This window comes from Streptomyces sp. SudanB52_2052 (genome assembly GCF_964272415.1).
GTDB classification, from domain to species: domain Bacteria; phylum Actinomycetota; class Actinomycetes; order Streptomycetales; family Streptomycetaceae; genus Streptomyces; species Streptomyces olindensis.
In genome coordinates, this window is record NZ_OZ186796.1 from 7,834,874 (window position 1) to 7,861,396 (window position 26,523).

A 26,523-nucleotide genomic window follows, 5' to 3' on the forward strand; every position below is an offset into this window, starting at 1 on the left:
CCCCCTGATGTCTCGTCAACCGTCCCGATACTCACGGGCAGTGCACCAGACCCTGGGGGCCGGCGGGGGGCCTCGGCGTCGACTACTCGGGAACGGCTGAAAAAACGCACCCCTCCGGGTGCTTCAGCCGTCGTCCGTTCCGGTGGCGTACGGCGTGTAGTGCGCCGGCGTGTGGTCGATGGGCAAGCCGGGCCGCCAGGCGGTGAGGGCCTGCGCGCTGCACACGAACAGCTGGTCCGGGAGCCGGTCCAGGGCGAACCAGCGCCAGCGGCCCACGCTCTCCCCGGGCTGGTCCGACGGCTCGCCCCGCCAGGCGGTGACCCGGGCCGCCACGGTCACCCGGGCGACTCCGCCCACGTCGTCCAGCAGCGTCCCCAGCAGCCGGACGTCCTGCGGGCGTGCCGTGATCCCCGTCTCCTCGCCGAGTTCGCGCACGACCGTCTCCTGGAGCGACTCCCCGGGCTCCACCGTCCCGCCGGGCAGCTCCCACGTCCCGCGCCGGTGCCGGCCGAGCAGCAGCCCGCGCGGCCCGTACAGGATGGCGCCCACCCCGAGCGCCGCGTGCGCCGGCGGCGGCTTCCCGACGCGGGGCCGGGAGGAGACGCGGACGGGCCGGGTCACCCGGAAGAGCCGGTAGGACGCCTGGTTGCCGTCCTGCGGCGAGTCGAGGACGTCGACGCGCTCCACGCGCAGCCCGTACTCGGTGAGCAACTCCGTCCAGAGCTCCGGCGTGAGGACCCACATCCGGACGGTGACCTCACCGCCGCCCGCCAGCCGCAGAATCTCGGGCCGGGCGGCGACCCCGTCCGACGGCCCGTCACCACGCGAGTTGGTGTGCAGGACGGTGAAGCAGAGCCTGCCGCCCGGCCGGAGCGCCCCGGCGAGGGCGGGCAGCAGCCGGTGCGGGTCGAGGTACGGGACGGCGTTGACGGAGTAGACGACGTCGTAGGGCTCCGCCGAGCGCAGGTGCTCCACCGCGTCGGCCAGGACCAGCCGCAGCCCGGGCAGCGAGCCGTAACGGGCACGGGCCCGTTCGTACTGGCCGGCCGAGGCGTCGACCGCGTCCACCAGCGCGCCGTGGGCCCGGGCCAGATGCGCGGCGTGCCGGGCCGTACCGCACCCGAGATCCAGCACCCGCCGCCCTGACAACTCCCCGAGCACCCCGGTCCCCGGCCCGGCGCCCTCGAACCCCCAGTCGATCCCGGCCGCTTCCGGCAGCACCGTGCCGCGTCGCAGATGGTGTGCGCCGTAGGCGGCCCAGGCCGCTGCGTTGACGGCCTCCGGTTCGTCCGCCAAGGGTCAGCCGCCCGCCGCCGCGTCGCGCGGAAGCACCGTGACGCGGTGGAAGTTGCATCCGACGGGCCGTGGCTCGTCGGCGGGAGGCCGGGCCTGGTGGGCCTTGAGGGCGCTGCTCACCAGGGTGAGCAGCAGGTCGACGTCCGCCTCGCAGTCGAGGTGGACCGTCACCCAGCACGATCCGGGAACCAGACGGATCGCGCTCGAACCGGAGAGGTCGTAGTGGAAGCGCTGGATGGCCCGGCGAGTGAGATGGAGGTCCACGTCCCGGGGGGAGTGGAAGTGGACGATCTCGTCGCGGACGGAACGGAGCGCCCGTCCGATGCCGCAACTCGCCGGGCCCACCGTCAGATCGGGCCAGGCCTGCAGGCGCTCCAGGGCGCGCTGGGCCAGAGTCATGGTCCCATCGTCGCCCGCTTACCGTTCCGCAACCAGAGGTTGAGTGATTTGTAACCGGGACGTGAGGTGTGTGCGGCGAGGCAGGGACCGGAGGTTCAGTAGGAGTTGACCAGTCTGAGGTAGCGCTTCCAGTCCCAGTGGCGGCCCGGGTCGCTGTGGTCGCTGCCCGGCACCTCGTGGTGGCCGATGATGTGCGCGCGGTTGCGGGGGATGTCGTACCGGGCGCAGATCGCCGCCGTGAGCCGGGCCGACCGCTCGTACATGGCGTCGGTGAAGTACCTGGGCCGGTCCACCCAGCCCTCGTGCTCGATGCCGATGCTGCGGGTGTTGTAGTCCCAGTTCCCCGCGTGCCACGCGATGTCCGACTCGCGCACGCACTGCGCCACCTTTCCGTCGGACGAGCGCACCACGTAGTGGGCGGACACCTTCGTCCGGCGGTTGCGGAAGACGGACAGGGTGCCGGAGTAGGTCGTCTGCGCGACATGGATGACCACGTAGTGCAGGGGATGGGCGCGTGGGCGGTTCGACGGCGTGTAGTTGGCGCGGCTCGCCGGGTGCCAGGCGGCCCCCGGGTAGTCGACGGCCTGGGGCCCGGCGGTGGCCTGGGCGTCCGGGAGCAGGGCGTACGGGACGGCCGTGAGGGCGGCGGCGCCCCTGAGGATGCCTCGCCTGCTGGGGAAAGATCGTGTCGGTTGCATGAGTGGGGGCCTTTCCGGTGTCCACGGGCAGGTGTCACGTGCTCAACTGCGGAGCGCGGCGGCCGTTGTGGTCGCGGCTCGCGTGGATCAAGTTACGGCGCCCGCAGGCAGGCCGCGGTGACGCACCGCGTTGCGGTGGACAGGCCGCGGAATGTGGACAACTCGCTCACTCGGCCGGGTGATTCAAGGGCGGGGGGTGACACGAGCGGTGGGTCGGTGAAGGCCCGTTTCAGGCTCGCTCGGCGACGGCCGCCGGGTCGTCCAGGACGGCCCGCACCACCGAGTGCGCCGCCCCGAGCAGCGGCCCTTCCGGGCCCAGTCGGGACACGGACACCGGGCAGACCGGGCCCGCGGTGCGCCGCGCCAACTCCTCGCGCAGCGAGGGCAGCAGCCACGGCGCCAGGCCGGACAGCTCCCCGCCCAGCACCACGCTCTCCGGGTCGAGCAGGTTGACCGCCCCCGTCAGGGCGACACCGAGGGCGGTGCCCGCGTCACGCAGGGCCCGGCGCACGTCCTCGTCGCCGTCCGCGGCGCGCCCCGCGAGCAGTCCCACCCGGTCCTCGTCCGGCTCCAGTCCGGCCGCGCGCAGCACCGCCTCCTCACCCGCGTACTGCTCCAGGCAGCCGCGCCCCCCGCACGCGCACTCCGGCCCGTCGGGCTGGACCGGCACGTGCCCCAACTCGCCCGCGAAACCGCGTGTTCCGCGCAGCAGCCCGCCGTCCACCACGACCGCCGCACCAATGCCGATCTCCGCCGACACGTGCAGGAAGTCGCCGGGCGTGCCGTCACCGAGCCAGAGTTCGGCGAGCGCGCCGAAGTTGGCCTCGTTGTCCACCGTCAGCGGGAACGCCGTCGGCAGCAGGTCACCGAGGTCCGTGTCGTGCCAGTCGAGGTTCGGGGCCCGGACGACGGTCCGGGAGTCACGCGCCACCAGACCCGGCACGGCCACGGCGAGCCCGGCCGGCCACAGGCCCTCGCCCTCCGCCTCGGCGACGACCGCGTGGATCAGTTCGGTGAGTTCCGCGAGCACGGGCTCGGGGGAACGGCCGCGGTTCACGCCCTGCCGTACCGCCCGCGCCCGCGTGGTGCCCCGCAGGTCGACGGCGCAGACCGCGAGATGGTCGACGCCGACCTCCGCGCCGATCCCCGCCGGGCCGCGCGCGCTGACGGCCAGCGCCGAGCCCGGGCGACCCACCCGGCCGGGCCGTTCGGGCCCCAGCTCCTCGATCAGCCCCGCGCGGACGAGCTCGTCGACCAGCGTCGACACCGCCGCCCGGGTCAGGCCGATGCGGGAGGCGACGGCGGCCCGGGACAGCGGCCCCTCGGCACGGACGGTGTGCATCACGCGGGCGAGGTTGCGGCGGCGCATGCCCTGCTGGGTGTCGGGCGTCGCCCGGCGCGGGCCGCCCGCGTGCGGCGCACGCCCCGGTCCGACGGGGTGGGTCTCGGGCGGCGGTGCGGTCATGCCTGGGTCAGCCTCCGGGCTGGGTCAGGGGTGGGTCGAGGGAGGCCCGCCGGTGGGCCTCCCCGGGGTGGTCCGAGTCGGCTCCCCGCGTCCACGAGGGCGTCCGAGCCGGCTCCGAGCGTCCACGAGTGCGGCCGAGTCGGCTCCGCGCCTGCCCTGGGCGTCCGAGTCGGCTCCGCGCGCCTCCCCGGGGTCGTCCGAACCGGCTCCGCGCCTCCCCGGGGCGTCCGAGCATGGGATCGTCGCGTCGGCTCCGGGCCGTTCACGGTGCACTCGCGTCAGCTCCCGGCCGTCCCCCGCTCCAGCAACGGAGCCGCGTCGGAGAGTACCCCGGCGATCCTGGTCAGTGTCTCCTCGTCCCGCTCGACGGCGTCGAGCACCGGCCCGGCCGCCGTGTCCCAGCGGCGCGCGACCGCCGCCGGGTCCTCACCGGTCAGCAGCCCGGCCGCCTGCGCGGCGGCGCCGAGCGCCACCAGTTCCTTCGCCTCGGGCACCTGCACCGGGCGTCCCGACAGCCGCCGGACGGTCTCCTGCCAGGCCGTGCCGCGGGCGCCGCCGCCGATCAGCAGCAGCGGCGCCGAGGGGTCCGCGTCCTCGTCCAGGACCAGGTCGAGCGCGCCCAGCAGGGAGTGGACGGCACCGTCGTAGGCGGCCTGGAGCAGCTGCCCGGCCGTGGTGTCGTGGCGCAGGCCGTGCAGCAGACCGGAGGCGTTCGGCAGGTTCGGGGTGCGCTCGCCGTCCAGGTAGGGCAGCAGCGTGACGGCCGTGCCGGGCTCGACGGCCTCGCGGTCCAGACCCAGCAGCGTCGCCACCCGGTCGACGGCGAGCGTGCAGTTCAGGGTGCAGGCCAGCGGCAGCCAGTCGCCGCGGGCGTCGGCGAAGCCCGCCACCGTGCCGCTCGGATCGGCGGGCCGCCGCCGCGACACCGCGTACACCGTGCCCGACGTGCCGAGGCTCATCACCGGCATGCCGGGGCGCAGGCCCAGGCCCAGCGCCGCCGCGGCGTTGTCGCCGGTGCCCGGCGCGACCAGGGTGCCCTTGGAGAACGGCAGGTCATGGCTGTCGCGGACCGTGCCCGCCACCTCGCCGGGCCGGACCACCCGGGGCAGCAGGGCCGGGTCGAGCCCCACGTGCGCCAGGATCTCCTCGTCGTACGCCTGCGTCCCGGACGCCCACCAGCCCGTCCCGGAGGCGTCGCCGCGGTCGGTCGTGCCCTGGCCCGTGAGCCGTTCGGTCAGATAGTCGTGGGGGAGGCGCACGGCCTTCGTGGCGCGGACCGCCTCCGGCTCGTGCTCGGCCAGCCAGGCCCACTTGGTGACGGTGAAGGATGCGGCAGGGACGCTTCCCGTGCGTTCGGCCCAGAACTTCGCCCCGCCCAGCTCCTCGGTGAGCCGGCGCGCCTGCGGTGCCGAGCGCACGTCGTTCCACAGCAGGGCCGGGCGCACCGGCTCGCCCCGGTCGTCCAGGGTGACCAGGCCGTGCTGCTGGCCGCCGACCGACACCGCGGCGGCCTCGTGCGCCGCGTCGCCGCACTGGCTCAGGGCCTCGCACAGCGCGTCCCACCACTGGCGCGGATCACTCTCGCGGCCGGCCCCGGAGGAGACGCTGTGCGGCGCCTGGCCGCTCGCGACGACCCGGCCGGTGGCCGCGTCGACGACCAGCGCCTTCGTGGACTGGGTGGACGAATCCACGCCGACGACGAGCGGACCCTCGGCTGCTGACATCGGGCTTCTCCCTACTGCGCGCGGCACGTGTCTCCGTTCGGAGGCACCTTGTCTCTTCCCAGAGACGTGCTCGCATACTAATTTGTAAATCGGCATGACGAAATAGCCTCAGCGAGCAAGGAGCCGCGGCATGAGCTACCAGCCCACCCCCGAGGACAGGTTCACCTTCGGCCTGTGGACCGTCGGCTGGCAGGGACGGGACCCGTTCGGCGACGCCACGCGACGCGCCCTCGACCCGGTCGAGACGGTGCAGCGCCTGGCCGAGCTCGGCGCGCACGGCGTCACCTTCCACGACGACGACCTGATCCCGTTCGGCTCGAGCGACACCGAGCGCGAGGCCCACATCAAGCGCTTCCGGCAGGCGCTGGACGCCACGGGCATGAAGGTCCCGATGGCCACCACCAACCTCTTCACGCACCCGGTCTTCAAGGACGGCGCGTTCACCGCCAACGACCGTGACGTGCGCCGCTATGCCCTGCGCAAGACCATCCGCAACATCGACCTCGCCGTCGAGCTCGGCGCCCAGGTGTACGTGGCCTGGGGCGGCCGTGAGGGTGCCGAGTCGGGTGCCGCCAAGGATGTCCGCGCGGCCCTGGACCGGATGAAGGAGGCCTTCGACCTGCTCGGCGAGTACGTCACCTCCCAGGGCTACGACCTGCGCTTCGCCATCGAGCCCAAGCCGAACGAGCCGCGCGGCGACATCCTGCTGCCGACCGTCGGCCACGCCCTGGCGTTCATCGAGCGCCTGGAGCGTCCGGAGCTGTACGGCGTGAACCCCGAGGTCGGGCACGAGCAGATGGCCGGGCTGAACTTCCCGCACGGCATCGCGCAGGCCCTGTGGGCGGGCAAGCTGTTCCACATCGACCTCAACGGGCAGTCCGGCATCAAGTACGACCAGGACCTGCGCTTCGGAGCCGGTGACCTGCGCGCCGCGTTCTGGCTGGTCGACCTGCTGGAGTCGGCCGGCTACACCGGCCCGCGCCACTTCGACTTCAAGCCGCCGCGGACCGAGGACCTCGACGGCGTGTGGGCCTCGGCGGCCGGCTGCATGCGCAACTACCTGATCCTCAAGGAGCGCGCCGCCGCCTTCCGCGCCGACCCGGAGGTCCAGGAGGCCCTGCGCGCGGCCCGTCTGGACGAGCTGGCCCAGCCCACGGCCGCGGACGGCCTTCAGGCCCTGCTCGCCGACCGGTCCGCCTTCGAGGCCTTCGACGTCGAGGCGGCGGCGGACCGTGGCATGGCCTTCGAGCGCCTGGACCAGCTGGCGATGGACCACCTGCTGGGGGCGCGTGGCTGAGGCCCGCGCGCGTGAGGGCCCGTCGGCCGGTCATGGTGACCGGGTCGACGGGCCCGTCATGCTCCGGAATCGTGCGATCCGTGCCATGAGCCCGTATCAACTTCCGTGCGCCCCTGCCTCCTCGGGCGGAGAACGGCGACCCTGGTCGGTATGGCCCTGCCGCCCGTACCGCCTCAACCGCCCGGACCTCCCCGGCGCCGGAATCCGCTGCTCGTCCTGCTCGCCGTGCTCGTGGCCGCCGCGGCCGTGTCCGTCGTGGTGCTGATGGCCTCCGGGCGGGACGACCCGACGGACCAGGAGCCGCCCGGCGAGAGCGCGAGCCGCAGTCCCGCGCCCTCCTTCGGCATTCCCACCGAGCTGCCGTCCAGGTTGCCGAGCGAACTGCCGACCCGGCTGCCGTCGGGCTTCCCGACCCGGCTGCCGAGCGATCTGCCGAGCGATCTGCCGAGCGGCTTCGAATCGCTGCTCCCGTCCCTGGACACCGACGAGCTACTGCCCTGACGGCAGCGCGGACCCGTCCCCGGCGGCGAGTTCGGCGGACGTCAGGGCCGTCGCCGGATCCTGGGCCGCGCCTCCCGAGGGCATCCAGCGGCCGCGTTCCCTGTGGTACGGCCACCACCGGCCGTCCCGGCCGAGCCGGAGCTGGACCGGTGCGCCGACGACCGTCCACCGGTTGCCCCGGGCCCGCAGCTCGGGCCGCTCGTCCGCGTCCCAGGCCGACTCCAGGGCGGCACGCGCGCGTGCCGCCGCTTCGCCCTCCACCCGCCACTCCTCGTCGAGGACGGACAGCGCGTCCGTGCCCCCGAGCCGCCAGGCGCGTACCGCCGCCGCGAGCCCCTCCCGGCCGCGTCCAGACCCGCCGGCGAGACGGCCCGCCACTTCCCCTGCGGGATCGCCCGCGGCCAGTCGTACCGCGTCCTGCGCCACCGTCGGCTCCGTGTCCCAGGAGCCCCGGAGCGCCTCCGCGAGCAGGCGGTGGGCCTGTACGGCGGTCCGGGCGGCCAGGAACTCCAGCGCGGCCGGGTCGACGCCCGCGGCGGGCGGTGTCTCGGTGTCCAGGGACGGCGGCAGGCCCGGCTCGTCGGGGAGTTCGGGCAGGGCCGGCAGCGGGGGCAGGATGTCACCGGCCGCGTACGCCTCCGCCGCGTCCACGCCCTCCGGCTCCGAGGACTCGGCGGCGGACGCCCCGCTGCGGGACTGAAGGTCGCCCAGCAGGGTGGCCTCGTCGCGCCCCCGCATCAGCAGCAGGACGAACGGGTCCTGGTCCAGCAGCCGTGCCACCTGGTAGCAGAGCGCCGCCGTGTGCCCGCAGTGGTCCCAGGCCCCGCAGCCGCACTCCGGCTCCAGATCGCCCAGGCCCGGCAGCAGTTCGACGCCCGCGGCCGCCGCGTCCTCGACCAGGTGCGGCGGCATCTCCCGGTCCAGCAGCGCCGCCACGTGACCGGCCCGCTCCACGGTCATGTCCAGGAGCTGGTCCCACTGTTCCGGCGTCAGCTCCGACAGCAGGACGTCGGCCCGGTGCGGCGTGCGGTCGCGGTCCTGGACGACGGCCGTGAGCCGCCCCGGGCGCACCGACACCGCGCCGACCGCTCCCGCGCGCGCGAGCCGGCGGCCCGTCTTGAGCTGTGCCGAGTCCAGCGCCGTGTCCTCCAGCGCCTTCAGCCAGGCCTGGCCCCACCAGGTCTGCGCGAACCCCCGTCCGTGCGCGGGGGGCAACGCGGCGAACGTGCGCTCCCTGTCTTCGTCGTGCCGAGTCATCTCTTCGTCATGCCGAGTCATCGCAGGCCCCCTCGCAGTTCGACCAGATCCGCCAGCTCCGCGTCCGTCAGCTCCGTGAGCGCCGCCTCGCCCGAGCCGAGGACCGCGTCCGCCAGCTCCTGCTTGCGGGCGAGCAGTGCGGCGATGCGGTCCTCGATGGTTCCCTCGGCGATGATCCGGTGCACCTGCACGGGCCGCGTCTGCCCGATGCGGTAGGCGCGGTCGGTCGCCTGCGCCTCCACCGCCGGGTTCCACCAGCGGTCGTAGTGCACGACGTGCTCGGCCCGGGTGAGGTTCAGGCCCGTGCCCGCCGCCTTCAGCGACAGCAGGAACACCGGCACGTCACCGTCCTGGAAGCGCCGCACCATCGCCTCGCGCTCGGCGACGGGCGTCCCGCCGTGCAGGAACTGCGTGGGCGTGCCGCGCACGGCCAGGTGCCGTTCGAGGAGGCGGGCCATCTGCACGTACTGCGTGAAGACCAGCACGCCCGCCCGCGCCGCGAGAATCGTGTCGAGCAGTTCGTCCAGCAGCTCCAGCTTCCCGGAACGTCCGGCGATCACCGGCCGCTCCTCCTTGAGGTACTGCGCGGGGTGGTTGCAGATCTGCTTGAGACCGGTCAGCAGCTTCACGATCAGGCCACGCCGCGCCATGCTGTCCGCCGCGGCGATCTCCGCGAGCGCCTCGCGCACCACGGCCTCGTACAGACCCGCCTGCTCCTGGGTGAGCGACACGGCGTGATCCGTCTCCGTCTTCGGCGGCAGCTCGGGCGCGATCCCCGGGTCCGACTTCCGGCGGCGCAGCAGGAACGGCCGGACCAGCCGGGACAGCCGGTCCGCGGCGGCCGGATCCTGGCCGCCCTCGACGGCCTCGGCGTACCGCCGGCGGAAGGTGCCGAGCCGGCCGAGCAGCCCCGGGGTGGTCCAGTCGAGGATCGCCCACAGCTCCGACAGGTTGTTCTCCACCGGGGTGCCGGTGAGCGCCACGCGCGCGCGTGCCCCGATGGAACGCAGCTCCCGGGCGGTCGAGGAGTGCGGGTTCTTCACGTGCTGGGCCTCGTCGGTCACGAGCAGGCCCCATGGCACCTCGGCCAGCCGGGACGCGTCCAGGCGCATCGTGCCGTAGGTGGTGAGCACGAACTCCCCGTCGGCCAGGTCGTCCAGGCTGCGCCGCGCGCCGTGGAAGCGCCGCACGGGGGTGCCGGGCGCGAACCGCTCGATCTCCCGCTGCCAGTTGCCCATCAGGGACGTCGGGCAGACCACCAGGGTGGGCCCGGCGGACCGGGCGTCGGTCTGCCGGTGCAGGTGCAGGGCGATCAGCGTGATCGTCTTGCCGAGCCCCATGTCGTCGGCGAGACAGCAGCCGAGGCCCAGCGACGTCATCCCCGCGAGCCAGTTCAGGCCCCGCCGCTGGTAGTCCCGCAGGGTCGCCGCGAGGGCGGCCGGCTGCTCCACGGGCTGCTGCCCCTCCGGGTTCTCGAGCCTCTCCCGCAGGGCCGCCAGCCACCCGGTGGGCCGCACCTCGACCCTGTGGCCGTCCACCTCCGCCCAGCCGGTCAGGGCCGCGCCCAGCGCGTCCACCGGCGTGACCTTGTGGTCCTGCCGGGAACGGGCCAGGCGCACCTCCTGGGGGTCGACCAGGACCCACTGGTCACGCAGCCGCACCACCGGGCGTTTGGCCTCGGCGAGTCGGTCCAGTTCCTCGCGGCTCAGCCGCTGGTCGCCCAGGGCGAACGACCAGTTGAACGCGAGCAGCGCGTCGGCGGAGAGGAACGACGGCATGGCGGCGGAGGCCCTGCCGGACTCGGAGTCGGACTCGGACCGGGACTCGGACGCGTACGTGGACGCGTCCTCCTCGTCGGACGGTCCCGCCTCGGCGGGTCCCACCTCCGCGCACGTGGTGAACTCGCGGGTCAGACCCTTCGGCCAGTGCACGTCGACCCCGGCCGCCGCCAGGGCGCGGGCGCCGGCGCCGAGGAGTTCGGTGACGTCCTCATCGGCGAGTTCGACCGCGTCCGGCACGGCCGCCGACAGCAGCGGCGTCAGCGACGGCCAGGCCCGGGCCGCACGGCGCAGGGCGAGCAGGACGTCCATCCGCGCGCGCGGGCCGAACGCCTCGCTCCGGGCGCCGTCCGCCCAGACGTCGGCCGCGTCCGCGACGAGCGCGGCATCACTCACGCTGTGCACCTGGAGCACGGCCAGGAACGTCACGTCCGTGCCGTCGGACGCTGCGGCGCCGGAGGTCGTGGCGCCTGCCGACGGAGTACCGGACGCCATGGTGTCGGCCGTCGTGCCGGCCGGGCCATGTGCCTCTGTCGTACCAACAGCCTCTGCCAGCCCGCGCGCCTCCATCCGCAACGAAAGCCGCACTCCCGCGTCGTGCCCCGCCGCGATGTCCGCCGCCCACGCGCGCTGCTCCGGCAGGTGCACCGGGTCGGGCGCCGCGTAGGCGGGACCGCCGGTCACCAGGGGCGCGGCGGGGGAGCGCGGGAGGGTGTCGGCGACCGCGTCGAGGAAGGCGCGCAGGAGCTGCTCCGGGTCGGGCAACCGCGGCGCCCCGGAGCCGGCCGGCGGCACGGCATGCGCCTCGGGCGGCATCGCGGCGGCGAGGCGGCGGACGGCCTCGACGTCCTGGGCGCGCAGCGGGCCCGTGCGCCAGGCGTCGTGGTCGCCCGGGGACAGCCCAGGGAGCAGCAGTCCGCGGGCCACGAGGTGCAGGGCGTGCAGGGCCGCCGCGCCCCAGAACACGGTGGACCGGTGCCCCTGCGCACCGGCACGCGCACGCGTGAGGAACGGTAGGGCCGCGCCGACGGGCAGCAGGACGGCGGGCACGTCCTCGCGCTCGACCCCGTCGTCGCCGGGCACGACGACGGTCAGGTCCGCGACGGTCGCCGACGCCACGGCCGGAGGAGGCGCGCCGTCGGGCCGCCAGAACGCGACGGTGCCGGTGCGGGCCGGGTCGCCGGGCAGGAACACGGCGCAGCAATGGGCCAGTTCGGAGATCTCGGAGGAAGGTGCCGGGGGAGTCGGATGCTCGACTATGACTGATTCCTCAAATTTGACTAGCGGGACGGAGTGGCCGAGGGTACAGCACTTTCGGCGCAGACGGGTATGGCTGAGCTGTGAGCTGGGTCACCATGGAGGTCTCAGGGGTGCGTCGGGGTCGTGCCTCAGGGATGTCTCAGGGTCGCGGTCCGGAACCGCCGCACGCGCGGGTCCGTTTTCGGGACAGAGAGCGGCAATGGCCGTGAAGGAGGCGACAGTCATGTCGAAGAACGCCAAGATCGCCGCGGGCGGTGTGGCTGCCGGGCTCATCCTGCTGATCTGGCTGCCCTGGTGGGCCGCGCTGCTGATCATCCTGGGTGTCCCGGCCGCCGCGTACCTCACGCTGGACCCCTCACAGCGGCGCAGGCTGCGCCGCGCGACCCGCAAGGAGCTCGGCCGCTGACCGGGCGTGCCGACAGTCCGGCCGGCCGGGGCTGGTCCGGCTCGCCGGTCAGTTCGGCCGTACGGCCATCTTGTCGAGCGCCTCGAGGAGGCCCGGCAGCTCCGGCCCCCGCCCCACCGGCAGGACCTCGCCGGGTTCCTCGTCGAGCAGCACGAAGGCGATGTCGTCGGTCCTGGCCACGAGCGACCAGCCGGGACCGTCGGCCCGCAGGGTCCGCGCGTCGCCCGGCGCGAAGGAGGACCGGACCCGGCCCAGCGGCGGCGGCGAGTCGACGTAATTGCGGGCCTCCGCGAGGACGCGCCGGATGCCGCGGTGGCTCGGCTGCCCGTTCTCGCCGCTCCGCTCCGGATTGTCGGCCGCCCCGCCGCCGTCCCCCTCACCCGGCGTCCCGGAGGACCCCGGTGCCGCGAACGCCGCGTCGTCCACCTGCTCCCGCCACATCGCCCACTGCAGCGCGATCTCGTCGGCGCCCAGGCGCCGCTGGGCCGGTCCCCAGACGGTGGTGTCCGGCGGAGCCAGCGGGGGCCGGTCGTCGGCCTCCGGGCCGGGGTCGTGCGGCGCCGGCACTCCGGGGGCCGCGACGGCGACCGCCAGGGGCCAGCCGGGCAGCGCCGCGACGACCGTGCGCTCGTCGGGCGACAGCTCGTACTCCATGCCGCAGTCCCAGGACGCGATCGCGACGGCCACCAGGGAGACGTCGTCGATGACCACGGTCCACCGGGCGCCGTCGCCGTCCTGGCCGAGCACCAGCCCGTACCCGTCGGCGAGCGGCGCGAGGCCGAGCGCCGCGCACGCCTCCGGGTAGTCGTCGCCCAGCACGCTCGGGAACTTCGCCGGCGTCAGCAGCACCGCCGTGAGCACATAGAGCGCATCGTCCTCGGCGGCGACGGCGTCCTCGTCCGTCCCGGCCATCCCAGCCTCCCCATCCGTTGGTCCAACGGCGCGCACCCTAGTGCGCCCGGAAGCCGCTTGTCACGACCTCGCGGGCGCACCCGGAGCTGCAGTTTTCCGGCGGACGGGGCGAATCGACCGTCCGGGCCGGGTGCCTCACGCCGTCGGCAGTCCCAGCAGTTCACGGGCCACGGTGCCCGGAGACTCGCCCCGTTCCCGCGCGAGCGCGATGACGGCCCGGCAGGCCAGCTCGTTCACCCCGAACGACAACGCCTCCGGCGACACCCAGCCGGCCGCCTCGTCGGCCCGCTCCTGGTCGTCCTCGGCACACGCCGTGACATAGACGGCCGCGGCCTCGAAGAGATTGTGTGGACGTTTGTCCCCGTCGGACTTCGTCTCCGAGCGCAAGGCATCGGCGACTCTGCCCCTGGCCTTGCGGACCTTGTTCCACATGTGCTGACCACCTTCCCCCTGTGCGTTTTCCCCGGTCACCGTTCATCTCCCGCTCCCCAACGTAAAGTTGGACCTTCGGTGGCAGAAGGGGGAGGGTACCGTGAAGCGCTTCGAACGGCTGGAACGAATCCGTCGAATGGACCCGTACCGGGACGCCTCGGAAATCTACCGGCTGAGCGCGGCGTACGAGTTCCCCTGGGACTTCACCCGTTCCCTGGAGCTGGCCCTGTACCGCACCTACGCCGTCCCGAGCATCGGCCGGCTGCTCGCCGAGACGGCGGAGCTCACGGAGCGCACGCAGAAGCGCTACGACGACACCTCGTTGCTGCTGGACGCCATCGTCGAGCACGGCTTCGGCAGCGAGCGGGGCAGGACCGCGATCCGCCGCATCAACCAGATGCACCGCAGCTACGACATCAGCGACGAGGACATGCGCTACGTGCTCTGCACGTTCGTCGTGATGCCCAGGCGGTGGATCGACGCCTACGGCTGGCGCAGGCTGTCGAGCCACGAGGTCGTCGCCAGTGTCCTCCACTACCGCACGCTCGGCCGGCACATGGGCATCAAGGACATCCCCGAGACGTACGAGGAGTTCGAGACCTGCCTCGACACCTACGAGGCGTCCCACTTCGCCTGGGACGAGAACGCCCGCCGCGTCTCGGACGCCACGCTCGACCTCATGGTCTCCTGGTACCCGCGCCCGCTCGCGCCCCTGCTGCGCCCCGCGATCCTGTCGCTGCTCGACGACCCGCTCCTGCGTGCCTTCCGCTACACCCCGCCGAGCGCCGCCACGCGCGCGTGGGTACGTCGCGCGGTACGGCTGCGGGGGCGTGCCGTCCGCCTGCTGCCGCCCCGGCGCGCCCCGCACTTCGCCCGGCAGAACTGGGAGATCAAGAGCTACCCGAACGGTTACCGGATCGCCGAACTGGGCACGCGCCCCGTTCCCGGAGTCCGGGGCTGCCCCGTGCGGCACCTGGAGGTGCCCGGCTCCGAGGCCCGGTGACGCGCTGTCTCCATCCTCGTCTCAGCCCTCGCGGACGGCGAGCGCCAGGAAGCGGGCGTCCTCGTCGGTGTACGACGTCAGGCGCCACCCGGAACCGGCCAGCAGCGGACGCAGGTTGGGTTCGGCGCGCAGGTCGTCCGGGGTGAGCGGGCGGCCGTGGCGAGCCGCCAGCGCCGCCCTGCCGATGGGGTGGAACAGCGCCAGCACCCCACCGGGATGCACCACGCGCGCCAGCTCCCGCAGGTTCTCGGCCGGGCTCGGCAGATGCGAGATGAGGCCCGCCCCGAACACGGCGTCCAGCGACCGCGGGCGCAGGGGCAGCGCGGCGACGTCCGCGAGCAGCAACGCCCCGTCACGGTCCCGTCCGGCCCGTACGGCCTCGCGCAGCATGGCCGGGGTGAGATCGGCCCCGACGACCACTCCGGACGGCCCCACGGCGGCCCGCAGCGGCGGCAGGGCGCGCCCGGTGCCGCACCCCGCGTCGAGCACACGGTCGCCCGCACGCAGCCCGAGCTCCGCGACGGCGGCGGCGTAGGCCGGGCCGTCGTCGGGGAACCGCGTGTCCCAGTCGGCGGCGCGGGCGGTGAAGAACTCCTGGACACGCGTCTGCTCGTCGCTCATGTACCGCATGATTCCTCACCGGCACGGATGACGCCTCAGTGCACACGTTCGAGCGTGACCCGATCGTTCCGGTACATCTCTGCGTCATATTCCAACGCCTTTCGAAACGCGCCCCCTTCACGCGCCCCTGGCGGGTCTAGCGTCCCGGGGCCATGGGACACCTGGACCACGCCGCCCTGGGGTGGCTGACCCCCGCGCTGTCGTACGTGATGGCCTGCATAGGCGCCGCCCTCGGGCTGCGCTGCACCGTCCGCGCGCTCGCCGCCACCGGACGCTCGCGCCGCAACTGGCTCGTCACCGCCGCGTCGGCGATCGGCACCGGCATCTGGACCATGCACTTCGTGGCCATGCTCGGTTTCAGCGTCGCCGGCACCGACATCCGCTACGACGTGCCGCTCACCCTCCTGAGCCTGCTCGTCGCCATGGTCGTCGTCTGCGCCGGCGTCTTCGCCGTCGGCTACAGCCGTGACCGCGGCCGGGCCCTGCTGCTCGGCGGGCTCACCACCGGCCTCGGCGTCGCGAGCATGCACTATCTGGGCATGGCCGCCGTCCGTCTGCACGGCGACGTGAGCTACGACCCGGTGCTCGTCGGGCTCTCCGTCCTGATCGCTGTCGTCGCCGCGACGGCGGCCCTGTGGGCGGCGCTCAACATCAAGTCGCCCGTCGCCGTCACCCTCGCCTCCCTGATCATGGGGGCGGCGGTCAGCAGCATGCACTACACCGGGATGTTCGCGGTGAGCGTGCGCGTCACGCCCTCCGGCCAGCTCCTGCCCGGGGCCACGGCGATGCAGTTCATCTTCCCCCTCGCCGTCGGCCTCGGGTCCTACCTCTTCCTGACCTCGGCCTTCGTCGCGCTGTCACCGACGGCGGGGGAGCGCGAGGCGTCCGCGTCGGCCCAGCGGCCGGTCGAGACTCCCGCCCACTAGCCGCGGCCGCTCCCCGGCGGCCCGCCCGTAGCCCCGACGGCACACCCCGAGGCCCGGGTGGCTCGCCCCGAAGTCTGAGTGGCTCACCCCGAAGTCTCGGTGGCTCGCCCCGAAGCCTGGGTGGCATTCCGTCGAACCACTCCCGAGCGAGGAGTCCATGCGTACACCCCGGAGGACCTCCGCAGCCGGCGCCGACGCGCCGCCGCCCCCGCCCGCGCGCGGTCGCCGCGCACACGCCGGACCACCCGCCGACGAGGGCCCCGAGGCACCCCCGGGCGCCGCGCCGGACGGGATACCCCCGCGTGCGGAGCGCTGGCACATCCGCCCCTGCACCGTGCGCGCCAAGATCGTCTGCCTGCTGATGGTGCCCGTCGTCTCCCTCCTGGCCCTGTGGGCCTACGCCACCGTCACCACCGCGCAGGACGTCTCCCGGCTCCGGCAGGTCCAGCGCGTGGACGCCACGGTCCGCGCCCCGGTCTCCGCGGCGGTCGCCGCCCTCCAGGCCGAACGCGCGGCCGCGGTCCGCCACGCCACCGACCCGTCCGCCGTACGCGCGGATGAGCTGGCCGAACTCGCCCGGCGCAGCGACCGGGCCGTCGCGAAACTGCGGCTCGGCGAGGACAACACCGTCGCCGACAGCGAGGAACTGCCCGCCGGCGTCGCCCGCCGCCTGGAGGAGTTCGTCACCGGTGCCGAGCGACTGCGGCCGCTGCGGACCGCCGTACGGGACCGGCGCGTGGACTGGGCCGAGACGTACAGCCGTTACACCCGGACCATCTCGGCGGCCTTTGGTGCCGGCGGCGCCCTCACCGGCATCCAGGACGCCGACCTCGGCTCCGACGCGCGCGTGCTGCTCGAATTCGCCCGCGCGGGAGAGGCACTGTCCCGGGAGGACGCGGTGCTGGCGAGCGCCCGCCTGGACGGCGCCCTGAACGGGGAGCGCCTGCGCGTCTTCACCGGCGCCGTCGAACTGCGCCGCACCCTCACCGAGTCGGCCGTCGCGGACCTGCGCGGCACCGAACACTCCGCCTGGGACGCCCTCTCCGACAGCAGCGCCTACGCCGGCCTCGGCGACGCCGAGGACAGGATCCTCGCCGCCGGGCCGGGCGCGAAGGCGATCGAGGCGGCACCCGAGCACACCTGGAACACGGCGCACACGCGCGTGCAGCACGGCATGCGCACCATCGAGGACGACGCGGCCCGCGGTGTCGCGGAGCGGGCCGACCCGTTCACCCGGGGACTGCTCACCCCGGCAGGCGCCGCCGTCCTGCTCGGCCTCGCCGCCGTCGCCGCCTCGCTCGTCATCTCCGTACGCATCGGACGCGGCCTGGTGGTGGAGCTGGTGAGCCTGCGCAACAGCGCCCTGGAGATCGCCCGGCGCAAGCTCCCCGAGGCCATGCGGAAACTGCGCGCGGGGGAGGAGATCGACGTCCACGCCGAGGCCCCGCCCGGGCCGCCCGCCGAGGACGAGACCGCGCAGGTCGCCGAGGCCCTCGGCACGGTGCACCGCGCCGCGCTGCGGGCCGCCGTGGAACGCGCCGAACTGGCCAGCGGCATCTCCGGTGTCTTCGTGAACCTCGCCCGCCGCAGCCAGATCCTCGTCCACCGGCAGCTGAGCCTCCTCGACAGCATGGAACGCCGCTCCGACGACCCGAACGAACTGAGCGACCTCTTCCGCCTCGACCACCTCACCACCCGCATGCGCCGCCACGCGGAGAGCCTGATCATCCTCTCCGGAGCGGCCCCCGGCCGGGCCTGGCGCATGCCCGTCTCCCTGACGAACGTGGTCCGCGCGGCTGTCTCCGAAGTCGAGGACTACGCGCGCGTGGAGGTACGGCAACTCCCCGAGGCAGCCGTCATCGGCACGGCCGTCGCCGACCTCACCCACCTCCTGGCCGAGATCATCGAGAACGCCGCCCAGTTCTCGCCGCCCCACACGCGCGTGCGGATCACCGGCGAACCCGTCGGCAACGGCTACGCCGTCGAGGTCGAGGACCGCGGCCTCGGCATGGGCAAGGAGACCCTCGCCGAGGCCAACCGCCGTATCGCGCAGTCCGAGGCGCTCGACCTGTTCGACAGCGACCGGCTCGGCCTGTTCGTGGTCAGCAGGCTCGCCGCCCGGCACGACGTCAAGGTCCACCTGCGGACCTCCCCGTACGGCGGCACCACGGCGGTCGTCCTGCTGCCCACGGCCCTGCTGCACACCGGCGCGGCGGAACGCACCCCCGACGAGGCGGCCCATGCGCCTCACCCCGAGGAACGCGTCTACGCGCGCGTGCCCGACGACGCCCCCCTCCACGACACCGTCACCGCACCGGCCGACCGGCGCGCCCTCGTGGCTCCCGTACCGGCCGCCGCGGAGACCACCGGCCACGCGGAGACCGCGAGCCACGCGGAGACCATGAGCCACACCCCGCCCCCAGGAGTCGCCACCTTGCGACTGCACCGCCCCCAGGAGCAGCCCGAAGGCTCCGACGACCTCCCCCGTCGCGTACGGCAGGCCAGCCTCGCTCCCCAACTGCGTGACGGACGCCCCGAGGAGCCGCTCTCCACACCGGCGCCCAGGGACGACGAGCGCACCCCCGAACTCGTACGGGACCGCATGGCGGCCTACCGCGACGGCTGGGCGCGCGGCGGCGGCAGGCGACCCGGCAGCGGAACCACGCCCGGCGCCGCGGCGGGCAGCGACAGCAGCGAAGGAGACCCCGCATGATCCAGGACCCGAGCACACGGACCGCCCGGCACTCCGGCGAACTCGACTGGCTGCTGGACGACATGGTGCTCCGCGTGAGCGAGATACGGCACGCCGTGGTGCTGTCCAACGACGGCCTCGCCGTGGGCGCCTCGAGCGACCTGCGCCGCGAGGACGCCGAACACCTGGCCGCGGTCGCCTCGGGCTTCCACAGCCTCGCCAAGGGAGCGGGACGGCACTTCGGCGTCGGCGGCGTCCGTCAGACCATGGTGGAGATGGACGAGGGCTTCCTGTTCGTCGCCGCCGCGGGCGACGGCTCCTGCCTCGCCCTCCTCACCGCGGTGACGGCGGACATCGGACTCGTGGCGTACGAGATGGCACGCCTGGTCAAGCGCGTCGGCGAGCACCTCGGCACGGCGCCCCGCGCCGGTGCCCGGCCCTCCGCCGCCGGATGAGCCGCGAGGGCGGTCCGCGCAGATGACCGAGGACAGGACGGGTGCGCAGATGACCGAGGACATGACGGGCGCCCCACACGAGCAGGGCAGCCAGTGGTACGACCACGAGGCCGGCCCCCTCGTGCGCCCCTACGCCATGACGGGCGGACGCACCCAACCGGGGCCCACGGGCGTGCGGTTCGACCTGATCGCCCTGGTCACGCTGGACCCGGGCGCGCCCGGCGCGGACGAGGCCCTGCTCGGCCCGGAACACCGGACCCTGATCGGCCTGTGCCGTACGGAGACCCAGTCGGTCGCCGAACTCGCCGCCGGGGCGGACCTGCCCGTGGGCGTGGTCAGGGTCCTCCTCGGCGACCTGCTGGAACTCGGGTGCGTCACCGTCAGCCGCCCCGTACCGCCCGCGCAGCTGCCCGACGAACGCATCCTGCGCGAGGTGATCGAGGGACTGAGAGCCCTGTAGATGAACGCACACCACCCCATTCGCCCACCTCACCCAACCCACCGACTGGCGCTACCCGTTGCCGGGCCTCCCGAGAGAAGTGATCAATGATCTCCGAGCACTCCGACGCCCCGGGCGGCGAGACCGCCGCACTGGCGCTGAAGATTCTGGTCGCCGGCGGATTCGGCGTGGGCAAGACCACCCTGGTCGGAGCGGTCAGCGAGATCCGGCCGCTGCGCACCGAGGAACTGCTCAGCGAAGCGGGCCAGTCGGTGGACGACACCGACGGGGTGGACCACAAGACCACCACGACCGTCGCCATGGACTTCGGACGCATCACCATCCGCTCCGGCCTCTCCCTGTACCTGTTCGGCACACCGGGACAGGACCGGTTCTGGTTCCTGTGGGACGAGTTGGCGCAGGGAGCGCTCGGGGCGGTGGTCCTCGCGGACACCCGCCGGCTGGAGGACTGCTTCCCGGCGGTCGACTACTTCGAGCACCGGCGCATCCCGTTCGTGGTCGCCGTCAACTGCTTCGCGGGCGCCCGGCGGCACGGCGCCCCCGACGTCTCGCGTGCCCTCGACCTCGACCAGGGCACGCCCGTGGTGCTGTGCGACGCCCGGGACCGCGACTCGGGAAAAGAGGTCCTGATCCGGCTCGTCGAGTACGCCGGGCGGATGCACACCGCCCGGCTCCTCGACTCGGTCGGCTGACCGGGGCACCGACGTCCTCCCCCGCCGCGGCCGGCTGCCCACCGCGGCCGGCGTGGTCAGTCCGCCACGTCCCGCTCCGCCAGCACCCTGTCGATGCTGACGCGGACGAGGAGTTCGCCCGGGACGCCGTTGCGGGCGCCGAACTCCTCGGCGCGGTCCTCGCCCATGTACCGGGCGCCGATGCGGGTGGCCCACCGCCGTATCTCGTCGAGGTCCTCCGAGACCCGGGCGCGACCCCGCAACACCACGAAGGAGTACGGCGGCCGGTCGTCGTCCACGCACAGGGCGACCCGGCCGTCCCGGGCGATATTGCGACCCTTCACGCTGTCCTTTCCGGTGTTGAACACCAGCTCGTCACCGTCCAGCACGAACCAGATCGGGGTCACGTGCGGACTCCCGTCGGCCCGGACGGTGGAGAGCTTTCCGGTGCGGGTGCCGTGCGAAACGAACTCCCGCCATTGCGCGTCGGTCATCTTCTCTGCCATGGCTCCCATCCTCCTTGCCCCGACAGCGGTCGTGGGGAAGGCTGGCGTGGAGATCCTCCGGCCAGGAGGAGAATCGCACGGGGAGAAAACGGGGAGATCGGAACATGGCGCACAACCAGGGGCTCGACTGGCTGCTGGACGACCTGACCGAGCGGGTTCACGAGGTGCGGCACGCGCTGGTCCTGTCCAACGACGGCCTGGTGACGGGCGCGAGCACAGGACTGCGCCGCGAGGACGCGGAGCACCTCGCGGCCGTGTCGTCCGGGTTGCACAGCCTGGCCAAGGGCTCGGGACGGCACTTCGGGGCGGGCAACGTACGCCAGACGATGATCGAGTTCGACGACGCGGTGCTGTTCGTCACCGCTGCGGGCACGGGCAGCTGCCTGTGCGTCCTCAGCGGCGCCGAGGCGGACATCGGCCAGATCGCGTACGAGATGACGCTGCTGGTCAACCGGGTCGGCGAGCATCTCGACGTGGATGCGCGACAGCCTGAACGGAAACCCATCGCAGACGCCTGACCTGCGCATTCATCATCTTCCGCGGAGTTATCCACAGGCTCGCCGCGCGATCCGCCGCAGCGGCTACGGTTTTCCCACGGCGACCGCACACGGCGACCGCACACGGCGCGAGCCGCTGACTCCACGGGGGAGACGACCATGTCAGGCATCAGCACCCAACCCGACCGGCTTTCCTACGCCGCGAGCCGGGCCGCCCGCGAACTCGGCCTCAATCGCGGCGAGTTCGACTTGGCGGTGAACCTCGGGCTCATCCGGACCGTTCCTGACGAAGGCGGTGGAGGGCGTCGCGTCGCCCGTGCCGAGATCGAGCGGTTGCGTGCCGGAGACGCCTTCCCGGCCGATCTGCGCCGGCGCGTCGCGACGGTCGGCACCACCGAGGGCGCCGAGCTCATGGACGTGACGCCCACCAGGTTCACGAGCCTCGCCCGCCACGGCCTGCTCGTTCCGGTCCGCTTCTACCTCAACCGGTATCGGACCGTCGTCTGGCTGTATCTGGCCGAGGAACTGGAGCAGTTCGCGGCCGAGGAGAGCAACGCCCCGCTGCTGACCGGCCCCCGCACACCCGCGGAGATCCGGGAAGGGCAGAAGGCAGGGCTGGACCGGCGCCCCCGCAATTGGCGGGGACGCCACGTGGGATTCCTGACGCGGCAGGCGGGCGACGACCCCTGGGCACGCGCGGCGGCCGTCGCCTGCTTCCTCGACCCCGACGACGTGGCGGACATCGTCGCGGACCCCTGCGAGCGGGCCCACCTGGACCGCTGCCGCCCCCGCCTCCCGGCACACGGCGCACCGGGTTCACCCGCCGCCGACCTGGCCGAGACGCTCATGACGGCGAGCGAGCCGGACGAAGTGGCCTGGTTCCGTGCCGACCTGGCCCACACGATGGAGACGGCGCGCAGGCAGCGACCGGCACCACGCCCGACCCCACGGCAGGCACCCGCCCTCACGCGACACTCAGCACCGGAGCCCCCGGCAGCATCCCCGGTTCTGCCGGTGGACCGGCCCGTATCCCCGGACCAAGCTCCTTCCCACGGTCTGCTGGGCTGGCTGCGCCGCAGAAGCCGGCGACCTGCTGGCTGAACCCAGCCGCTTCACAGCCCGCGGACCAGACCTTCTGCGGACCGCCCGCGCTCGCTGGCCACTCCGCCTACTTCTCGGCGGACGCGGTACACGGTCACGTGAACCCGGGCGGGACGCCCCGTGTCCTCTACGTCGCCGCCCTGATCAATCGCCCCGGGGCCGGGGCCCCCGCGGCGATGAGTTTCCGGACGCGCCCCGGTCCGATACAAGAGGAGACCTTTTCCGGGAGGCGATCATGTTCGGTACGACGAAGGCGTACAGCGGCTTCTCCGTGGACGACATCGACGCGGCCAAGAGCTTCTACGGCGACACGCTGGGGCTGCGGGTGTCCGAGGACCACGGCATGCTGTTCCTGCACATCGCGGGTGACCGGAACATCCTGGTCTACCCCAAGGAGGACCACACCCCGGCGACGTACACCGTCCTGAACTTCCCCGTCGACGACATCGAGGCCGCGGTCGACGAGCTGAGCAGGAGAGGGGTGCGGTTCGAGCGGTACGACCAGTTCAAGGTGGACGAGAAGGGCATCTTCCGCGGCGGTGGCCCGCTGATCGCGTGGTTCACCGACCCGGCCGGGAACGTGCTCTCCGTCCTCCAGGAGTGACGCGCCGGCCATGCCCGAGCTGCCCGACGTAGAGGGTTTCCGTCAGGTGCTCGAGTCCTGCGCGAAGGGCCGGGTCATCCGCGGCGTGGAGGTGCGGGACGCGGGCGTGCTGCACGGCGTCGACGCCCGGCGCCTGCGGGACGCGCTGGAGGGACGGCGGTTCGGCACGCCGGAGCGGCACGGCAAGTGGCTGCTCGCCCGCACCGGCGGCCCCACCCTCGTGCTGCACTTCGGCATGACCGGCCGGCTGGTCTGCGGCCGTGTCGACGATCCCGTCGAAGCGCATGACCGGGTCCTGTTCACCCTGGGCGGCGGACGTCAGCTGCGCTTCCGTGACCAGCGCAAACTCCAGGGGCTGTGGCTGGCCCACGACGAGGCCGACGTCGAACGGCTGCTGGCGCGGCAGGGGCCGGACGCGCTGGCGGTGGACCGAGGGGAGTTCGAGGCCGTGCTCTCCTCGCGGCGCGGGGCGCTCAAGACGGCACTCACCGACCAGTCCGTCCTCGCCGGTCTCGGCAACCTGCTCGCCGACGAGATCCTCTGGCGGGCCCGGCTGCGCCCCGACCGTCCGGCGCGTGATCTCGCCCGGACCGACCGCCGTCGCCTGTACGGCGAGATGCGCCGGACCCTGCGCTCCTCCGTCTCCGCGGGCTGCGTACCGCCGCGTGACTCCTGGCTCACCGGCCATCGCGACGACCGCGACCCCAGGTGCCCGCGCTGCGGCACCGCACTGCGCCGGTCCCGGATGGCGGGCCGCGGCACGGTGTGGTGCCCGCGGTGCCAGCCGGACGACTGATCCGGCCACGGCGGGTCGTCGGTCTGCGGAGGCACGTCGGTCGTCGGCCGGCGTCGATCGGCGGAGAGGCGATGGTGGGCGGGTGTCGTGGGTCGGCGAAGGCACGTCGGTCGGCGGGGTGTCGTCAGTCGGTGGGGTTCAGGACGGTCGGCGGTCCGGCGAGGACGCCGCCGTCCAGGACGAACGCGCAGCCCGTCGAGAAGGTGGCGTCGGTGACGATGAAGAGCACCATGCGGGCGACCTCCTCGGGCTCGCCGAACCGGGGATCGGCTGACCGGCGGTGTACGCGTCGCCGAAGCCGGCCGTCATGGGGGTGCGGACGGCTCGGGTGCACGGAGCAGACCCGGACCCGGTCGGGCGCCAGTGCCGGCGCGGCGGTCTTGGTCAGTCCGCGCAGCCCCCACTTGCTGGCCGCGTACGCGCCGACACCGGCGTAGGCGGTCAGCCCGGACAGGGAGGACATGTTCACGATGACCCCGCCGCCGGCCCGGCGCAGCGACGGTGCCGTCGCGCGCATGCCCAGCCAGGCGCCGGTGAGGTTGACGTCGACGACCCGGCGGAACGACTCGGGGCTCTGTTCCTCCATCGGGCCCCAGTCGATGATCCCCGCGATGTTCGCGAGGACCGAGACCGGTCCCAGGTCCCGCTCGGTCTCGGCCAGAGCCCGCCGCCAGTCGTCCTCGCTGGTGACGTCCAGGTGGGTGAAGCGGGCCCGGCCGCCGAGCCGTGCCGCCAGATCCGTGCCCTCGGCGTCCCGGATGTCGGCGATCACGACGGCGGCACCCTCGGCCGCGAGGGCACGGGCCACCGCGGTTCCGATGCCCCCGGCTCCACCGGTGACGAGGGCCACCTGCTCGTCGAGACGTCCCATCGTGCGTCCTTGGCTCAGGGCGCTTCGGCCGGCCGGCGTTCTTCGTCCGGCGCCACCAGCGACTGGGTCAGCGGGATCCGCGCCAGCGCGAGGACGCCCGCGGCGATCAGCGCCACACCGAACAGTTGGGGCAGCAGCCACCAGCCGGAGCGGACCGTCTCCTCGTACAGCAGGATGCCGAGGGCGAGGCTCACCAGCGCGTCGCCGAGGGTGAGTGCGGGCTGCGAGGCGACCAGCGGACCGGCCTGCATCGCGTTCTCCAGCAGGAACAGCGCGCACACGCCGGTCGCGGCGAACGCGTACGTCTGCCAGGCGGTGAGGAAAGCCAGGATCCCCTGGTCGTCGAGGATGTGGGTGGCGGCCTTCATCAGTGCCGCCGTCACCGCGTAGCTGATCGCCGTCGCGGCACCCAGGCACGCCGCCCGGGCCCGGCCCTCCGGGCGCCGGACGGCGGCCAGGGCGAGGCCCACCACCGCCCCCGCGCACACGGTGAGGGCGGGGATCCAGCGGTCCAGCTCCACATGGGTGCGGTTGCCGGTGGGCGACGCGGCGGCGAGCGCGATCGCCAATCCCGCCACCACCACCGTCACGGCCAGCCAGCCCGTGCCCGGCAGACGCCGGTGCATCAGCAGCGAGGCGACGACGAGGGTCAGCGGCAGCTCCAGCACGAACAGCGGTTGCACGATCGTCAGCGGCCCGGTCGCGAGCGCCAGCGCCTGGCAGACGGCGGCGCCGATCACCGCGATGATCCCGGCCAGCCAGACGGGCCGGCGCAGCAGATCGAGCATCAGTCCGGCCCGGAAGCCCTCCGAACGCGGCACGGTGAGTGCCGCCTTGCGCTGCAGCACCGTGGCCACGGCGTTGCTGAAGGCCGCGCAGACCGCGAACACGACGGGGAGCAGGGTGTGCAGCGTGGTCACCTCCCGGATCGGCGGGCGTGTGACGCCGGCTGGGCCTCTTCCTGCCATGGTCGCCGGACCGGGGCACCGACGCGATCGGAGCCGCGCGGGCGGTTCATGCCTGGTCTGGACTCACGCACGGCCCCCCGGCCCCCGGACCCCCGCCGGGCCCCGGGACTCACGCCCGGACCGACGCCAGTTCCACCACCAACCACCGTGGGTGTGTCCCAGAGCCACCACGTCAGCGCGGGCCGGACCGCGTGCGTGCGTCAGGACCGGGGCGGGCCTTCCGGCTCCCCTTCCTCGGCGTCGAACACCTTGGTGAAGGTGGCCCCGCAGCGGCAGCGGGAGTGCTCGATCAGGTCCCCTTCTTCCGACACGCTCAGGCCCTGGCTGAGTCGGACGTGCACATGATCACCCATGGGGAGCTGCTTTCCTTGACGTCGCTGGTCCGGGTCATCGTGCAGGTCGGCCGCTTTGTCCGGCAATGTCACAGCTCACATGTCCCCTGGGTGAATCTTGACAAGGGTTCGCTCAGGTCTTATCCCGTTGGTGAAGGCAGTCGGATACAAAGGCGCAGATCAGCGGGCCGGGAGGTGGTCAGGGTGCAGGCGCGGGACCGGAGGTCGGACCTCTATGCGGTGCTGGGGGTGGAACCCTCGGCGACGGCGTCGGCGATCACCTCCGCCTTTCGCGCCCGGGTGCGGGAGCTGCGGCCCGACACATGTGTCGACGCTGACACCGCGGAACGGTTCGGTGAGCTGAGGGCGGCGTACGACACCCTCCGTGATCCGGCCCTGCGCGCGGCCTACGACGAGACGCGCGAGCGGACGTCCGGCGGCGGACGGGTCTCCGCCCCGCGCCTGCGGCCGACGCGGCCGTACGTGGTGGGGCTGGGGCTCGGGGCCGCCCGCCCCGAGCCCCCGTTGCGCGCCGGACCCGTCCGGTGGGCGCCGGGGCCTGGCCGCACGAGGCCGTGACGTCGCGTCTGAAGGG

At 73.6% G+C, this 26,523-nt stretch carries 28 protein-coding genes; 14 read left to right on the plus strand and 14 right to left on the minus strand.

Features of this window, described 5'->3' with window-relative positions:
* Positions 1-123: 123 nt before the first annotated feature.
* From ACSUPV_RS35295 to xylB, 5 genes are all read right to left on the minus strand, one after another.
* Positions 124-1,296, minus strand: coding sequence for a bifunctional class I SAM-dependent methyltransferase/NUDIX hydrolase (locus tag ACSUPV_RS35295; RefSeq protein ID WP_436949237.1), 1,173 nt, complete (start codon positions 1,294-1,296; stop codon positions 124-126).
* Positions 1,297-1,299: 3 nt separating this feature from the next.
* The gene (locus ACSUPV_RS35300; protein ID WP_436949238.1) at positions 1,300-1,695 is read right to left on the minus strand and encodes a luciferase domain-containing protein; all 396 of its coding nucleotides are present in this window, start codon (positions 1,693-1,695) and stop codon (positions 1,300-1,302) included.
* Positions 1,696-1,790: 95 nt separating this feature from the next.
* Positions 1,791-2,393, minus strand: a complete 603-nt coding sequence (locus ACSUPV_RS35305; RefSeq protein WP_436949239.1) for an N-acetylmuramoyl-L-alanine amidase — start codon at positions 2,391-2,393, stop codon at positions 1,791-1,793.
* 229 nt (positions 2,394-2,622) lie between these two features.
* Entirely contained in the window at positions 2,623-3,858 is a 1,236-nt protein-coding gene (locus ACSUPV_RS35310) for an ROK family transcriptional regulator (protein ID WP_031114939.1), read from the minus strand.
* A 278-nt stretch (positions 3,859-4,136) separates the two neighbouring features.
* The gene (xylB, locus tag ACSUPV_RS35315) at positions 4,137-5,582 is read right to left on the minus strand and encodes a xylulokinase (RefSeq protein WP_382614204.1); all 1,446 of its coding nucleotides are present in this window, start codon (positions 5,580-5,582) and stop codon (positions 4,137-4,139) included.
* A 130-nt stretch (positions 5,583-5,712) separates the two neighbouring features.
* On the opposite strand from xylB, the gene xylA reads away from it, so the two are divergent.
* Complete coding sequence (gene xylA / locus ACSUPV_RS35320) at positions 5,713-6,879, plus strand: xylose isomerase (protein WP_382614202.1); 1,167 nt, start codon at positions 5,713-5,715, stop codon at positions 6,877-6,879.
* Between the two features lie 150 nt (positions 6,880-7,029).
* The gene (locus tag ACSUPV_RS35325; RefSeq protein ID WP_037765695.1) at positions 7,030-7,380 is read left to right on the plus strand and encodes a hypothetical protein; all 351 of its coding nucleotides are present in this window, start codon (positions 7,030-7,032) and stop codon (positions 7,378-7,380) included.
* On the opposite strand, the gene ACSUPV_RS35330 is transcribed toward ACSUPV_RS35325, so the two are convergent.
* Both ACSUPV_RS35330 and ACSUPV_RS35335 read right to left on the minus strand, forming a co-directional pair.
* Entirely contained in the window at positions 7,369-8,637 is a 1,269-nt protein-coding gene (locus tag ACSUPV_RS35330) for an SWF or SNF family helicase (RefSeq protein ID WP_382614201.1), read from the minus strand. The genes ACSUPV_RS35325 and ACSUPV_RS35330 overlap by 12 nt on opposite strands.
* Positions 8,638-8,654: 17 nt before the next feature.
* Positions 8,655-11,609, minus strand: coding sequence for a DEAD/DEAH box helicase (locus ACSUPV_RS35335; protein ID WP_436949240.1), 2,955 nt, complete (start codon positions 11,607-11,609; stop codon positions 8,655-8,657).
* Between the two features lie 289 nt (positions 11,610-11,898).
* Here ACSUPV_RS35335 and ACSUPV_RS35340 point away from each other — a divergent pair, with 289 nt between their 5' ends.
* Positions 11,899-12,081: a hypothetical protein gene (locus tag ACSUPV_RS35340; RefSeq protein ID WP_031114931.1), complete on the plus strand. Its 183-nt coding sequence runs from the start codon at positions 11,899-11,901 to the stop codon at positions 12,079-12,081.
* A gap of 48 nt (positions 12,082-12,129) precedes the next feature.
* On the opposite strand, the gene ACSUPV_RS35345 is transcribed toward ACSUPV_RS35340, so the two are convergent.
* Both ACSUPV_RS35345 and ACSUPV_RS35350 read right to left on the minus strand, forming a co-directional pair.
* Positions 12,130-12,993, minus strand: a complete 864-nt coding sequence (locus ACSUPV_RS35345) for a hypothetical protein (RefSeq protein WP_436949241.1) — start codon at positions 12,991-12,993, stop codon at positions 12,130-12,132.
* Positions 12,994-13,128: 135 nt separating this feature from the next.
* Positions 13,129-13,425 (minus strand): hypothetical protein, encoded by a 297-nt coding sequence (locus tag ACSUPV_RS35350; RefSeq protein WP_436949242.1) that lies wholly within the window; start codon positions 13,423-13,425, stop codon positions 13,129-13,131.
* A gap of 100 nt (positions 13,426-13,525) precedes the next feature.
* Here ACSUPV_RS35350 and ACSUPV_RS35355 point away from each other — a divergent pair, with 100 nt between their 5' ends.
* Positions 13,526-14,428 carry an oxygenase MpaB family protein gene (locus ACSUPV_RS35355; RefSeq protein WP_436949243.1) on the plus strand — a complete coding sequence of 301 codons (903 nt, stop codon included), beginning with the start codon at positions 13,526-13,528 and terminating at the stop codon, positions 14,426-14,428.
* Between the two features lie 21 nt (positions 14,429-14,449).
* Here the strand turns inward: ACSUPV_RS35355 and ACSUPV_RS35360 are convergent, their stop codons facing one another.
* The gene (locus ACSUPV_RS35360) at positions 14,450-15,049 is read right to left on the minus strand and encodes a class I SAM-dependent methyltransferase (RefSeq protein WP_436949245.1); all 600 of its coding nucleotides are present in this window, start codon (positions 15,047-15,049) and stop codon (positions 14,450-14,452) included.
* A gap of 152 nt (positions 15,050-15,201) precedes the next feature.
* Between ACSUPV_RS35360 and ACSUPV_RS35365 the strand changes: the two genes are divergently transcribed.
* From ACSUPV_RS35365 to ACSUPV_RS35385, 5 genes are all read left to right on the plus strand, one after another.
* A complete protein-coding gene (locus tag ACSUPV_RS35365; protein ID WP_031114926.1) occupies positions 15,202-15,975 on the plus strand; it encodes an MHYT domain-containing protein in 774 nt (257 codons plus the stop codon).
* A gap of 157 nt (positions 15,976-16,132) precedes the next feature.
* On the plus strand, positions 16,133-18,688 hold the full coding sequence (locus tag ACSUPV_RS35370) for a sensor histidine kinase (RefSeq protein ID WP_436949246.1): 2,556 nt from the start codon (positions 16,133-16,135) through the stop codon (positions 18,686-18,688).
* Positions 18,685-19,122 (plus strand): roadblock/LC7 domain-containing protein, encoded by a 438-nt coding sequence (locus ACSUPV_RS35375; protein WP_031114924.1) that lies wholly within the window; start codon positions 18,685-18,687, stop codon positions 19,120-19,122. Before ACSUPV_RS35370 ends, ACSUPV_RS35375 begins: the two co-directional genes overlap by 4 nt.
* 49 nt (positions 19,123-19,171) lie before the next feature.
* Positions 19,172-19,582 (plus strand): DUF742 domain-containing protein, encoded by a 411-nt coding sequence (locus tag ACSUPV_RS35380; RefSeq protein WP_031114923.1) that lies wholly within the window; start codon positions 19,172-19,174, stop codon positions 19,580-19,582.
* Between the two features lie 86 nt (positions 19,583-19,668).
* Complete coding sequence (locus ACSUPV_RS35385; protein WP_031114922.1) at positions 19,669-20,274, plus strand: GTP-binding protein; 606 nt, start codon at positions 19,669-19,671, stop codon at positions 20,272-20,274.
* A gap of 56 nt (positions 20,275-20,330) precedes the next feature.
* On the opposite strand, the gene ACSUPV_RS35390 is transcribed toward ACSUPV_RS35385, so the two are convergent.
* Positions 20,331-20,759, minus strand: a complete 429-nt coding sequence (locus tag ACSUPV_RS35390; RefSeq protein WP_031114921.1) for a PPOX class F420-dependent oxidoreductase — start codon at positions 20,757-20,759, stop codon at positions 20,331-20,333.
* Between the two features lie 104 nt (positions 20,760-20,863).
* Between ACSUPV_RS35390 and ACSUPV_RS35395 the strand changes: the two genes are divergently transcribed.
* The 4 genes from ACSUPV_RS35395 to ACSUPV_RS35410 all read left to right on the plus strand — a co-directional run bounded on the left by ACSUPV_RS35395 (position 20,864) and on the right by ACSUPV_RS35410 (position 23,757).
* On the plus strand, positions 20,864-21,277 hold the full coding sequence (locus ACSUPV_RS35395) for a roadblock/LC7 domain-containing protein (RefSeq protein ID WP_031114920.1): 414 nt from the start codon (positions 20,864-20,866) through the stop codon (positions 21,275-21,277).
* Positions 21,278-21,415: 138 nt separating this feature from the next.
* Positions 21,416-22,357 (plus strand): DUF6397 family protein, encoded by a 942-nt coding sequence (locus tag ACSUPV_RS35400; RefSeq protein ID WP_436949247.1) that lies wholly within the window; start codon positions 21,416-21,418, stop codon positions 22,355-22,357.
* Positions 22,358-22,592: 235 nt separating this feature from the next.
* Positions 22,593-22,961: a VOC family protein gene (locus tag ACSUPV_RS35405; protein WP_031114918.1), complete on the plus strand. Its 369-nt coding sequence runs from the start codon at positions 22,593-22,595 to the stop codon at positions 22,959-22,961.
* Between the two features lie 10 nt (positions 22,962-22,971).
* Positions 22,972-23,757 (plus strand): Fpg/Nei family DNA glycosylase, encoded by a 786-nt coding sequence (locus ACSUPV_RS35410; protein ID WP_037767586.1) that lies wholly within the window; start codon positions 22,972-22,974, stop codon positions 23,755-23,757.
* 124 nt (positions 23,758-23,881) lie between these two features.
* Here the strand turns inward: ACSUPV_RS35410 and ACSUPV_RS35415 are convergent, their stop codons facing one another.
* The 3 genes from ACSUPV_RS35415 to ACSUPV_RS35425 form a co-directional block, all read right to left on the minus strand.
* Positions 23,882-24,628, minus strand: a complete 747-nt coding sequence (locus ACSUPV_RS35415; RefSeq protein ID WP_436949248.1) for an SDR family oxidoreductase — start codon at positions 24,626-24,628, stop codon at positions 23,882-23,884.
* Between the two features lie 14 nt (positions 24,629-24,642).
* The gene (locus ACSUPV_RS35420; RefSeq protein WP_031114916.1) at positions 24,643-25,539 is read right to left on the minus strand and encodes a DMT family transporter; all 897 of its coding nucleotides are present in this window, start codon (positions 25,537-25,539) and stop codon (positions 24,643-24,645) included.
* A gap of 257 nt (positions 25,540-25,796) precedes the next feature.
* On the minus strand, positions 25,797-25,949 hold the full coding sequence (locus ACSUPV_RS35425; protein WP_436949249.1) for a hypothetical protein: 153 nt from the start codon (positions 25,947-25,949) through the stop codon (positions 25,797-25,799).
* Between the two features lie 183 nt (positions 25,950-26,132).
* Here ACSUPV_RS35425 and ACSUPV_RS35430 point away from each other — a divergent pair, with 183 nt between their 5' ends.
* A complete protein-coding gene (locus tag ACSUPV_RS35430) occupies positions 26,133-26,507 on the plus strand; it encodes a J domain-containing protein (RefSeq protein ID WP_382614186.1) in 375 nt (124 codons plus the stop codon).
* Positions 26,508-26,523: the final 16 nt, after the last annotated feature.

What these genes read in the sequence shown, in the direction of transcription:
- ACSUPV_RS35300 (WP_436949238.1), bottom strand. Translation starts at nt 1,695, where the DNA reads ATGACTCTGGCCCAGCGCGCCCTGGAGCGCCTGCAGGCCTGGCCCGAT.
- ACSUPV_RS35305 (WP_436949239.1), bottom strand. Translation starts at nt 2,393, where the DNA reads ATGCAACCGACACGATCTTTCCCCAGCAGGCGAGGCATCCTCAGGGGC.
- ACSUPV_RS35310 (WP_031114939.1), bottom strand. Translation starts at nt 3,858, where the DNA reads ATGACCGCACCGCCGCCCGAGACCCACCCCGTCGGACCGGGGCGTGCG.
- xylB (WP_382614204.1), bottom strand. Translation starts at nt 5,582, where the DNA reads ATGTCAGCAGCCGAGGGTCCGCTCGTCGTCGGCGTGGATTCGTCCACC.
- xylA (WP_382614202.1), top strand. Translation starts at nt 5,713, where the DNA reads ATGAGCTACCAGCCCACCCCCGAGGACAGGTTCACCTTCGGCCTGTGG.
- ACSUPV_RS35325 (WP_037765695.1), top strand. Translation starts at nt 7,030, where the DNA reads ATGGCCCTGCCGCCCGTACCGCCTCAACCGCCCGGACCTCCCCGGCGC.
- ACSUPV_RS35330 (WP_382614201.1), bottom strand. Translation starts at nt 8,637, where the DNA reads ATGACTCGGCACGACGAAGACAGGGAGCGCACGTTCGCCGCGTTGCCC.
- ACSUPV_RS35340 (WP_031114931.1), top strand. Translation starts at nt 11,899, where the DNA reads ATGTCGAAGAACGCCAAGATCGCCGCGGGCGGTGTGGCTGCCGGGCTC.
- ACSUPV_RS35345 (WP_436949241.1), bottom strand. Translation starts at nt 12,993, where the DNA reads ATGGCCGGGACGGACGAGGACGCCGTCGCCGCCGAGGACGATGCGCTC.
- ACSUPV_RS35350 (WP_436949242.1), bottom strand. Translation starts at nt 13,425, where the DNA reads ATGTGGAACAAGGTCCGCAAGGCCAGGGGCAGAGTCGCCGATGCCTTG.
- ACSUPV_RS35360 (WP_436949245.1), bottom strand. Translation starts at nt 15,049, where the DNA reads ATGAGCGACGAGCAGACGCGTGTCCAGGAGTTCTTCACCGCCCGCGCC.
- ACSUPV_RS35365 (WP_031114926.1), top strand. Translation starts at nt 15,202, where the DNA reads ATGGGACACCTGGACCACGCCGCCCTGGGGTGGCTGACCCCCGCGCTG.
- ACSUPV_RS35370 (WP_436949246.1), top strand. Translation starts at nt 16,133, where the DNA reads ATGCGTACACCCCGGAGGACCTCCGCAGCCGGCGCCGACGCGCCGCCG.
- ACSUPV_RS35375 (WP_031114924.1), top strand. Translation starts at nt 18,685, where the DNA reads ATGATCCAGGACCCGAGCACACGGACCGCCCGGCACTCCGGCGAACTC.
- ACSUPV_RS35380 (WP_031114923.1), top strand. Translation starts at nt 19,172, where the DNA reads ATGACCGAGGACATGACGGGCGCCCCACACGAGCAGGGCAGCCAGTGG.
- ACSUPV_RS35385 (WP_031114922.1), top strand. Translation starts at nt 19,669, where the DNA reads ATGATCTCCGAGCACTCCGACGCCCCGGGCGGCGAGACCGCCGCACTG.
- ACSUPV_RS35390 (WP_031114921.1), bottom strand. Translation starts at nt 20,759, where the DNA reads ATGGCAGAGAAGATGACCGACGCGCAATGGCGGGAGTTCGTTTCGCAC.
- ACSUPV_RS35395 (WP_031114920.1), top strand. Translation starts at nt 20,864, where the DNA reads ATGGCGCACAACCAGGGGCTCGACTGGCTGCTGGACGACCTGACCGAG.
- ACSUPV_RS35400 (WP_436949247.1), top strand. Translation starts at nt 21,416, where the DNA reads ATGTCAGGCATCAGCACCCAACCCGACCGGCTTTCCTACGCCGCGAGC.
- ACSUPV_RS35405 (WP_031114918.1), top strand. Translation starts at nt 22,593, where the DNA reads ATGTTCGGTACGACGAAGGCGTACAGCGGCTTCTCCGTGGACGACATC.
- ACSUPV_RS35410 (WP_037767586.1), top strand. Translation starts at nt 22,972, where the DNA reads ATGCCCGAGCTGCCCGACGTAGAGGGTTTCCGTCAGGTGCTCGAGTCC.
- ACSUPV_RS35415 (WP_436949248.1), bottom strand. Translation starts at nt 24,628, where the DNA reads ATGGGACGTCTCGACGAGCAGGTGGCCCTCGTCACCGGTGGAGCCGGG.
- ACSUPV_RS35425 (WP_436949249.1), bottom strand. Translation starts at nt 25,949, where the DNA reads ATGGGTGATCATGTGCACGTCCGACTCAGCCAGGGCCTGAGCGTGTCG.